Below are 8,788 nucleotides of genomic sequence, written 5' to 3' on the forward strand. Positions count from 1 at the left end.
GCCCTAGGGTGCGCCCAGTACACAGGCCGCGGACGGCTGTACGCCGACTTTCGGCCACACCGCACAGCGCACACCGAACTGGGGGGTTCATGCGTAGATCCAGAGGGCTGGCGGCCGCTCTCGCCCTGTCCTTGGCCGGAACCGGCACCGTCATCGGCCTCGGCCTCGTCCCGCAGGCGGCGGCCGTCACCCCGCCCGTGGCCTTCACCGCCGACGCACTGTCGACCTGGCAGCCCAACGGCGTCGTCTGGGCGCTGGCCGAGGCCGGCGGACAGGTCTTCGCGGGCGGCACCTTCTCCGCGGTACGTGCTCCCGAGGGCGCCGGCGGCAGCGAGCAGTCGGCGGTGAACTTCGTGGCGCTCGATGCCGCGACCGGCGCCCCGACCTCCTGCGAACTGTCCTTCACCGTTGGTGGCGGTACCGCCACCGTCCGGGCACTCACCCTCTCGCCGGACAAGAAGACCCTGTACGCGGGAGGCTACTTCGGCGCCGTCAACGGCACCCCGGTCTCCAGCCTCGTCGCGATCGACGTGGCCACCTGCACCGTGAAGCAGGGCTTCCGCCCCGCCTTCGCGGCCACGGTGCGGGCCCTCGCCGTCACCGACGACACCGTCTACGCGGCCGGCGACTTCCTCAGCGTCGCCGGCCAGCAGCGCGAGCGGTTCGCCGCCGTCGACGCCACCGACGGGGCGCTCAAGCCCTTCGTGGCCGACGCCGACGAGCCGGGCCGCGCCATCGAGGTCACCCCGGACGGCGCCAATGTCGTGCTCGGCGGCGACTTCTTCACCGTCAACGGAACGGGCACCCACGCCCTGGCCGTCGTGAACGCGACGAGCGGCGCACTCACCAAGGCCTACCCGGGATTCATCGAGACCAACTCGGTGGTCAAGGACATCGCGACCGACGCGACCGGCTTCTACACCGCCAACGAGGGCACGGGCGGCGGCGTCTTCGACGGCCGCATCGCGCTCAACCTCACTGATTTCAACCAGCGGTGGCGCGACACCTGCCTCGGCGCGACCCAGGCCGTGCTCCCGTACCAGAACGTGCTCTACAGCGCCTCGCACGCGCACGACTGCTCCAGCGTCGGCGAGTACCCGGACGGCCAGCGCCACCACCTGCTCGCCGAGCCGACGTCGGGCACCGGCAAGCTCGGCTGGGCCCCCGACACCAACGACGGCATCGGCGAGGGCATCGGCCCGCGCGTGATGGCGGTCGGCTCCAAGGGCGGGGTGCAGTACCTGTGGGTCGGAGGCGAGTTCACCACCGTCAACGGGGCGGCGCAGCAGAGCCTGACGAGGTTCGCGTCCACCGGCGACACGGGCGCGCCCTCCGTCCCCGTCGCGAGCGCCGTCAGCTTCAAGCCGGGCGAGGTGCAGGTGCGCTGGCGCACCAGTCTCGACCTGGACGACAGCGCCCTGACGTACAAGATCTACCGCAACGGCTCGGCCACGCCGATCGCCACCGTCACCGCGGACTCGCTGTTCTTCCGGCGCCCGCAGGCCTCGTGGACCGACACCACCGTCTCGCCGGGCCAGTCGTACACGTACCGGGTGACGGCGACGGACGCGGCCGGCAACGCCAGCGCCCCGTCGGGTACGGCGAGCGTGACGGTACCGACCTCGGTGGACGCGTACCCGAACGCGGTCCGCGCGGACGGCGCCCAGCTCTTCTGGCGCTACGACGAGTCGGCGCTGCCCTTCGCCGCGGACTCCTCGGCCGGCGGCAACCAGAGCGGCGTGCACCTGGGCGCCCCCGCCCTGCGCCAGACGCCCGCGGCGGTCACCGGCGCGAGCACGGCGATCGGCTTCAACGGCACGGACACCCAGGTCTACGGGGACAAGCGGCAGAACGTGGGCAGCGCCTACAGCATCGAGACCTGGTTCAAGACGAACACCACCCGGGGCGGAAAGCTCTTCGGCTTCGGCAACAACCAGTCACGCGGCAGCAATCAGTACGACAAGCACATCTATATGACCAATGACGGCCGACTGGTCTACGGCGTCTACACCGGGGCCACCCGCACCATCACCACCGGTGGCTCCGACCGCTACAACGACAACAAGTGGCACCACGTCGTCGCCACCCAGGGCCCCGGCGGCATGACCCTGTACGTGGACGGCGCCCAGAAGGGCACCCTGGGCGTCACCACCCACGAGAACTTCGCCGGCTACTGGCACGCCGGCGGAGACAGCCTCGGCGGCTGGCCGGACCGTCCGACCAGCGAGTACTGGGCGGGCCAGCTCGACGAGACCGCCGTCTACCCGACCGTCCTGAGCGCGGCCCAGGTGCAGAACCACCACACCCTGGCCTCCGCCCCGGCCGACTCGGTCGTCCAGGTGACCGCCGCGGAGGACACGTACGCCAACGCGGGCGCCCCCGACACCAACTACGGCACCTCGAGCTCGCTGGCGGTGCGCGGCACGTCGCCGTACGCGAGCTACCTGCGCTTCAACCTGCCCGCCGCGCCCGCGGGCACGGTGCTCAAGTCGGCCACGCTCAGCGTGAAGACCAGCACGATGAGCGGCGCCGGTACGGCGGACACGGTCGCGGTGGTCCCGGTCACCGGGTCGTGGACCGAGGCCGGTACGACGTACAACAACCGCCCGGGACTCGGCGGCCCGGCGCTCGGCAGCTTCGCCGGGATCCCCGACGGCTCGGCGGTGCACACCGCCGCGCTGACCACGGGCACGGTCGCGGCGGCGCTCGGCGGCAGCTACGGCCTGGCCCTGAGCAGCACCGGTACGGACGCCCTGTGGCTGTGGTCCTCGGAGGCCCAGGCCAACGAGGGAACGCCGCAGCTGACGCTGACCTTCGGCGCACCGTAGGGCCGGATCCGGCGACACGGGGGCGCGGGCCGCAACGGCCCGCGCCCCTGCTCGCTCAACTCAACTCAACTCAGGTCGGGTCAGGTCAGGTCAGGCCGGGGCGGGTCAGCTCGGCTCAGCTCAGCTCAGGTCGTACGTGAAGGTGTACTCGACGGAGGATTCACCGTGACGGGCCCTGAAGGAACCGGATCCTGAGAGTCCTGTCAGGTCTCCGGTTCCGGAACCGGGCACCACCTCGAAGCGGCAGTCGGTGCCGGTGGCGTCGAATGTGCCGCGCTCCTCCAGGGCGAAGGTGCCCTTGCGGCCGTCGATGCTGCCGGACAGCAGCTCCATCCCGGCGAAGCCGCCGACGCTCTCCGCGGTATAGGTGATCGTGTAGTCGCAGGTCGTCGCGGGGGCCGTGACGACCCCGGTGAAGGCGTTCGTGACCGTGGCGCGGGCCAGGCGCGGGAAGGACTCGGCCGGACCGACCGGGTGCTCCTCCCAGTCGCTGTACGTGAAACGGCCGTTCGCCGGGGTGGCGGGGGGCGTCGGGTGGGACATGGTGGGGCCTCCTGGTTCGCGGCAAGGTCGGGCAAGGTGTTCGTCCGCCTGCCCGGGAACACCCTGTCCGGGATACCTGACACCTGTTGTCAGGTACCGGCGGCCGTCCCCGACAATGTCGCCATGCGCGCCGACCGGCTCCTCTCCCTGCTCCTGCTACTGCAGAACCGCGGCCGGATGACCGCCCCCGAGCTCGCCGCCGAGCTGGAGGTGTCCGTCCGGACCGTCTACCGGGACATCGAAGCCCTCGGTGCCTCCGGCGTGCCCGTCCACGCGGACCGCGGGCCGGCCGGTGGGTACCGGCTGATGGACGGCTACCGCACCCGCCTCACCGGCCTCACCGACGCGCAGGCCGGCTCGCTCTTCCTCGCCGGCGCCCCCGGTCCCGCCGAGGACCTCGGCCTCGGCGCCGACCTGGCGGCGGCCCAGCTCAAGCTCCAGGCCGCGCTGCCCGCGGAACTCGCCGGCCGCGCCCGGCGGCTCCAGGACTGCTTCCACCTGGACGCCACCGCGTGGTTCCGGGAGGCCGACCCCGTCCCGCACCTCGCGCGGATAGCCCGGGCCGTGTGGGACCAGCGCATGCTCCGCGCCCACTACCGCCGCTGGGACGGCGAGGTGCACCGGGAGCTGTGCCCGCTCGGCCTCGTCCTCAAGGGCGGCATCTGGTACCTCGTGGCACGGCCGGCCGCCGCCGAGGAGCCGGCCCGTACGTCGGTCCGTACGTACCGGGTGGGGCGGTTCCTGGGCGTGGACACCCTCGCGGAGGGCTTCCAACGGCCCGAGGGCTTCGCGCTCGCCGCGTACTGGGAGGAGTCCGCCCGGCGGCTGGAGGCGGTGCTCCACCAGGAGACCGCCGTCGTACGCCTCTCCCCGCGCGCCCTGCGCCTGCTGCCGATGCAGTTCGGGGCGGCGGGCGTACGGGCCCTCGCCGGCGCCGGAGCGCCGGACGCGGAGGGCTGGGTACGGGTGGAACTCTCCGTCGAGTCCCGCGCCGTGGCGGTCTCGGACCTGCTCCGCCTGGGCACGGAGGCGGAGGTCCTCGGCCCGCCGGAACTGCGCGGGGCCCTCGCGGAGGCGGTGGAGGTCCTGGCCGAGCGGTACCGCGCCCGGGCGGTCCGGCCCGGCCCGGCCTAGCCGGGGCCGGGGGAGTCCGCCTCGGCGGTGCGGAGCTTGGCGGCCGCGCCCGGGCGGGGGGTGTCGTCCACGGCCACGCAGATCCCGAAGACGCGGTCGTGGCCCGTCCAGCCGTTGACGTGGCCCCGGTTGTTGCTGATCTGCACCCGTCGGCGCGGGCGGTCCACCGCGGAGACCAGGTGCAGGTACACCGTCCCGGCGACCCTGGCCAGGACGATGTCCCCCGGTTCGAGGAGGGCCGGGTCGGCCGGGGCGACCCGGACCCGCTGGCGGCTGTTGACGAGTGGTGCCATCGAGGTGCCGGTCGGCCGGAATTCCACCGTCTCGCCCCGGCCCAGCCGTTCTGCCTGTGCGTCGAGCATGCCCATCGGGCGAGTGTGCCGGGCGGCTACGGCCCGCGGGTACCGGTTTTCCGCCGGGGAGCCCGGCGGGCGATCGGCGGGGCGATCGGCGGCACGGTCAGCGGGGCGATCGGCGGGGCGGTTCCACCTCCAGGAAGCGGCGGCGCCGGGGGCCGCGGTACAGGAGGCAGACCCAGCCCAGCGGTTCGAGCGCCGCCGCGCAGGCCGTCAGGCGCTCCTGCTCCTCCTCGGCCGCGCCCCCGCCGGGCGGCCCGAGCCAGGTGACCTCGACCCGGCCGTCCCCCGCCGCGCCCGCCGCCACCCGGTAGCCCGTCCGCGTACGGCGGCCCTGCGCGTCCACCGCCGACGGAGGCAGTCCCGCCGCCTCCAGTACGAGGGCCACCGCACGCGGCATCCGCAACAGCTCCCACGGAGCGGGAACCCCGGTGTCCGCCCCGGCGTTGACCAGGCGGCGGATCTGCAGCAGCCCCTCGTACGCCGTGCGCAGCTGCGCCGCCCGCCCGGCGCCCGGCGGCTCAGGGCCGTCGCCGGTCGCCGGTTCGAAGCCCTGCCCGGCTGCTGTCGCCACCTGCCAACGCCCCCTTGCCCGTCCGCGTCTGAGTACTCCATGCGCAACGGCCTGAGTATCCGCCCCGATTCCCCGCCGCGCCGCCGCTGATCGAATGAGGGCATGACTTCCGACGCCGCGCGCACCGCACACCGCCCGCGCATGCAGCACGTGACCACCGCCGGCTCGGCGCTGGCCGTGGCCCTGGTCCCGCTCGTGGTCGGCGTCCTGCTCGCCAAGGCGATGGCCGCCGACCCGTACGCCCCCGTCAACGCCCTGATCACCGGCGGCGGCCAGCGCGCCGGGCTGCCCCGGGCCGAGTGGCGCCGCCGCGGCAACGACACCATGCGCCGACTGCGCACGGCCCGCCGCGGCACGGCCCGGCGGTGCGTTCACGTCCGGGGGCGCCGGCCCTCCGGCTCCTGAGCCCGCAGCCACGCCTCGGCGGCCCCGGGGGAGCGCAGCCGGATCACCGTCAGCGGAGCGAAGCGGGCGTCCGCGGCCCGCCGTCCGATCTCCGCGCGCCGGGACCCGTACCGGGTCCAGGCCCACCACGCGGGGTGGTCAGGGCGCAGCCACTCCCGCCAGGACTCCCGGTTCCCGCCGAACAGCCGCTCCCGCGTCAGGCTCCGGCGCAGTGAGCGCAGCAGCACCCGCCGCATGACGACGCGCCGCGGATGGTCCAGCCAGACCACCGTGTCGGCGCGCTCCCAGAGCAGGTCGCGGACGGCCGGGGCGCCGAAGGAATCGAAGATCCACCGGTCGGTCACGGCGATCCGCGCCGCGTCCTCGGCGTAGGTCGGGCTGACGGCCCACCCCGGCCCGGTGAAGTGCAGCGCGTCCATCTCGTGGTACGGCAGCCGCAGCCGCCGCCCCAGAGTTCGGGCCAGGGTGGACTTCCCGGCTCCGCTGATCCCGACCACCAGTACGCGCTGCACCAGCGGATCCTAAGGCCTGTTGTGAACGTGCCGACGGGCCGGACGAGGTGATGCCCAGGTCCGGCCCGTCCGCTCGTCTCTACAGGTCGAGCTGATACTGCAGTGTCGTGTGCGTGGGCACGTAGCCGAGGCCGTCGCTGATGTGTCTCATGTGCGTGTTGCTGTCGGCGGTGTCGGTCAGGAGGCCGCCGAGGTCTGGATAGCGCCCGTGGGCTTGTCGGATCGACTCGGCCTTCATCCATCGGCCGAGGCCGTGTCCGCGGTGCTCGGGCAGTACGCCGGTGCCGTAGTGCTGGCCATCACCCGTGCCGTTGCCGGGGACGACGAGTTCGGTGAATCCGGCGATCGAGCCGTCGCGGGTGTCGATGGCGACGACCGTGTGCAACTGGTCGCCGCGCTCTTCGACGGCCTTCGCCGCAGCCCGGACCCGGTCCACGTCCCAGGCCACGGTGCCGTAGTCGGTGTCGTCCATGGGCATGTCGTCCATGGCCCGGCGTGAGGCGGCGAACGTCTGGGCGAGGGCGTCGGGAACGGTTCCCTGCCATGATGCCAGCCGGTAGCCGGGATGCGGACGCTCGATGACCTCGGCGAGGGCGATGGCGTCCACGTCGGCCAGCGGCAAGCGGGCGAACCTCAAGGTGAGCACCTTGCGGAAGCCGCGGGCCGGCAGGAAGTGGTCGCCGGGCGATCCGGCCTGGGCCTGCGCACTGACGCAGCGTCGGGCGTTGTCCCGGGCGGCGGCCACGGCCGTGTCGAGGAGCCGGGAGCCGACGCCCTTGCGGCGCTCCACGGGATGGACGTGGAGGGTCAGTTCGGCCAGGTGCTCTTGTCCGCCATCGAACAGGCGCAGAAAGGCCGTCCCGGCGGTGATGGAATCGGCGTCAGAGGCCAGCCATGCAAGGCGTCGGCCGTGCGCCCCGTGAGCAGGGTCGGTCAGTGGGGTGATGCGGAACGACAAGGTGTCTCCGTCGTGAGGAGGTGGCAAAGGTCAGTACGCGGGCTCAACTGCTGGGCACTCCTGCGCATGTGCTCCACACCTCCTCGTCGACAGCGCCGGTCCGGATCAACATGGACGGCTGGGCGAACTTAGCTGGCCCATCGGTTCCTCGGCAAAGGGTTAACTGAAGGCCGGTGCGGCCATGGGGTCACAGCCACTCATTGACGGCCGCGACCAGCACGGTTGCTTCGCTCCTGCACCACGAGCGGGACCCCGGAACGCCCCTGGCCGGCAACCGGGGCGGAAAAGGCCCTCACGGTCTACCTGACCACCGGCGGGCTCCCGGCCACGGACCTGACCTGCTCCTCGGGCTGACACCCGAGGAGCAGGAGAAGCCGGACCAGGGGCCTCTCGGCGACCTCAGTGGGCGGCGAGCGGCTCCTGGAGCTCCGTCACCCACTGGTCCCGGTCCTCCGGACAGGCCAGGGTCAACTCCCGGGCGTACCCGGCCGAGCGCTCCCCGTTCCCGTCGATCCACTGCCCGAGGGCCTGCGCGGTCGGCAGTACGGAGTCCATCGAGCCCCGGTGCACGACGGTCGCGGCCCGCTCGACGCCGGGCAGCTCGACGATCCGTACCTCGCCGCCCAGCGCCTCGGCGCGTACGGCGGCCGCGACCGGCAGCCCGGCGTGCACGAGGATCGACCCCGGCTCCGCTCCCGCCGCGTCCTCGTAGTAGGCGATGCCCGGTCCGGTCGGGGTCACCCCGGCGGCCTCGATCCGGCGGCACAGCTCGTCGTACAGAGGCCCGATGACCGGCCCGATGTCCTGCGGCTCGTAACTCCCGGCGATGCCGGTCAGCTCGGCGAGCCGGACCGGCGGAAGGCTCTTCACGACGATGTCTACGGCAGGCATGGTGCCCTCGCTCTCGATGATCCGGAGCCTCGTCTCGACCTGGGTCAGCCGGGCCGCCGCGGCGGCCACGGCCGACTCCAGTTCCGCCTGCCGCAGCCGCAGCATGCCGCGCAGCTCCTCCGCGCTCACCCGCTCGTCGAGGATCGACCCCACCTGGTCCAGGCTGAAGCCGAGCTCCTTGAGCGCGATGACACGGTTGAGGCGGGCGAGCTGCTCGGCCTCGTAGTAGCGGTATCCGCTGGCGGGGTCGACACGCGCCGGGCGCAGCAGTCCGAGGGCGTCGTAGTGACGCAGCATGCGGACCGACACCCGGCCGTGTTTGGCGAAGTCTCCGATGGTGAACATGACGCCTTCCAGTGCAGGCCCTGACATAGGGAGAGAGTCAAGCCCCGTCACCCTAAACGGGTCTCCCCGCAGGTCAGCGCCCGAACTGGCGGATGCACAGGTCCACGATCGACGGCGGTACGGCGCCCTCCGCCGCCGCGCACAGTTCGTCTCCGCGGGGCGGCGGAGCCGGCTGCCGGCCGGGGCGGGCCGATGGCGTCCTGGGCGGGTGCGCGCGTCGGGGCGCGGCCGGCTTCGCGTGG

The 8,788-nt window shown here is 73.1% G+C and carries 9 protein-coding genes; 3 read left to right on the plus strand and 6 right to left on the minus strand.

The window, feature by feature from the left end; translation table 11 throughout:
- Window positions 1–89: 89 nt before the first annotated feature.
- On the plus strand, window positions 90–2,828 hold the full coding sequence (locus ACFWB8_RS07470; protein WP_385223541.1) for a DNRLRE domain-containing protein: 2,739 nt from the start codon (window positions 90–92) through the stop codon (window positions 2,826–2,828).
- A gap of 120 nt (window positions 2,829–2,948) precedes the next feature.
- On the opposite strand, the gene ACFWB8_RS07475 is transcribed toward ACFWB8_RS07470, so the two are convergent.
- Window positions 2,949–3,371, minus strand: a complete 423-nt coding sequence (locus tag ACFWB8_RS07475; protein WP_385223542.1) for a DUF3224 domain-containing protein — start codon at window positions 3,369–3,371, stop codon at window positions 2,949–2,951.
- A 123-nt stretch (window positions 3,372–3,494) separates the two neighbouring features.
- Between ACFWB8_RS07475 and ACFWB8_RS07480 the strand changes: the two genes are divergently transcribed.
- Window positions 3,495–4,505, plus strand: a complete 1,011-nt coding sequence (locus tag ACFWB8_RS07480) for a helix-turn-helix transcriptional regulator (RefSeq protein ID WP_385223543.1) — start codon at window positions 3,495–3,497, stop codon at window positions 4,503–4,505.
- Here ACFWB8_RS07480 and ACFWB8_RS07485 read toward each other — a convergent pair.
- Window positions 4,502–4,873, minus strand: coding sequence for a S26 family signal peptidase (locus ACFWB8_RS07485; RefSeq protein WP_385223544.1), 372 nt, complete (start codon window positions 4,871–4,873; stop codon window positions 4,502–4,504). The genes ACFWB8_RS07480 and ACFWB8_RS07485 overlap by 4 nt on opposite strands.
- Before the next feature lie 91 nt (window positions 4,874–4,964).
- Window positions 4,965–5,435 carry a hypothetical protein gene (locus tag ACFWB8_RS07490; RefSeq protein WP_385223545.1) on the minus strand — a complete coding sequence of 157 codons (471 nt, stop codon included), beginning with the start codon at window positions 5,433–5,435 and terminating at the stop codon, window positions 4,965–4,967.
- Window positions 5,436–5,537: 102 nt separating this feature from the next.
- Here ACFWB8_RS07490 and ACFWB8_RS07495 point away from each other — a divergent pair, with 102 nt between their 5' ends.
- Window positions 5,538–5,840 carry a hypothetical protein gene (locus ACFWB8_RS07495; RefSeq protein ID WP_385223546.1) on the plus strand — a complete coding sequence of 101 codons (303 nt, stop codon included), beginning with the start codon at window positions 5,538–5,540 and terminating at the stop codon, window positions 5,838–5,840.
- Here the strand turns inward: ACFWB8_RS07495 and ACFWB8_RS07500 are convergent.
- The 3 genes from ACFWB8_RS07500 to ACFWB8_RS07510 all read right to left on the minus strand — a co-directional run bounded on the left by ACFWB8_RS07500 (window position 5,807) and on the right by ACFWB8_RS07510 (window position 8,546).
- Window positions 5,807–6,352, minus strand: coding sequence for an adenylate kinase (locus ACFWB8_RS07500; RefSeq protein WP_385223547.1), 546 nt, complete (start codon window positions 6,350–6,352; stop codon window positions 5,807–5,809). The genes ACFWB8_RS07495 and ACFWB8_RS07500 overlap by 34 nt on opposite strands.
- Before the next feature lie 79 nt (window positions 6,353–6,431).
- Entirely contained in the window at window positions 6,432–7,310 is an 879-nt protein-coding gene (locus ACFWB8_RS07505) for a GNAT family N-acetyltransferase (protein WP_385223548.1), read from the minus strand.
- A 399-nt stretch (window positions 7,311–7,709) separates the two neighbouring features.
- Window positions 7,710–8,546, minus strand: coding sequence for a MerR family transcriptional regulator (locus ACFWB8_RS07510; protein WP_385223549.1), 837 nt, complete (start codon window positions 8,544–8,546; stop codon window positions 7,710–7,712).
- Window positions 8,547–8,788: the final 242 nt, after the last annotated feature.

The sequence above is a fragment of the Streptomyces sp. NPDC060031 genome, from assembly GCF_042736805.1.
GTDB lineage: Bacteria > Actinomycetota > Actinomycetes > Streptomycetales > Streptomycetaceae > Streptomyces.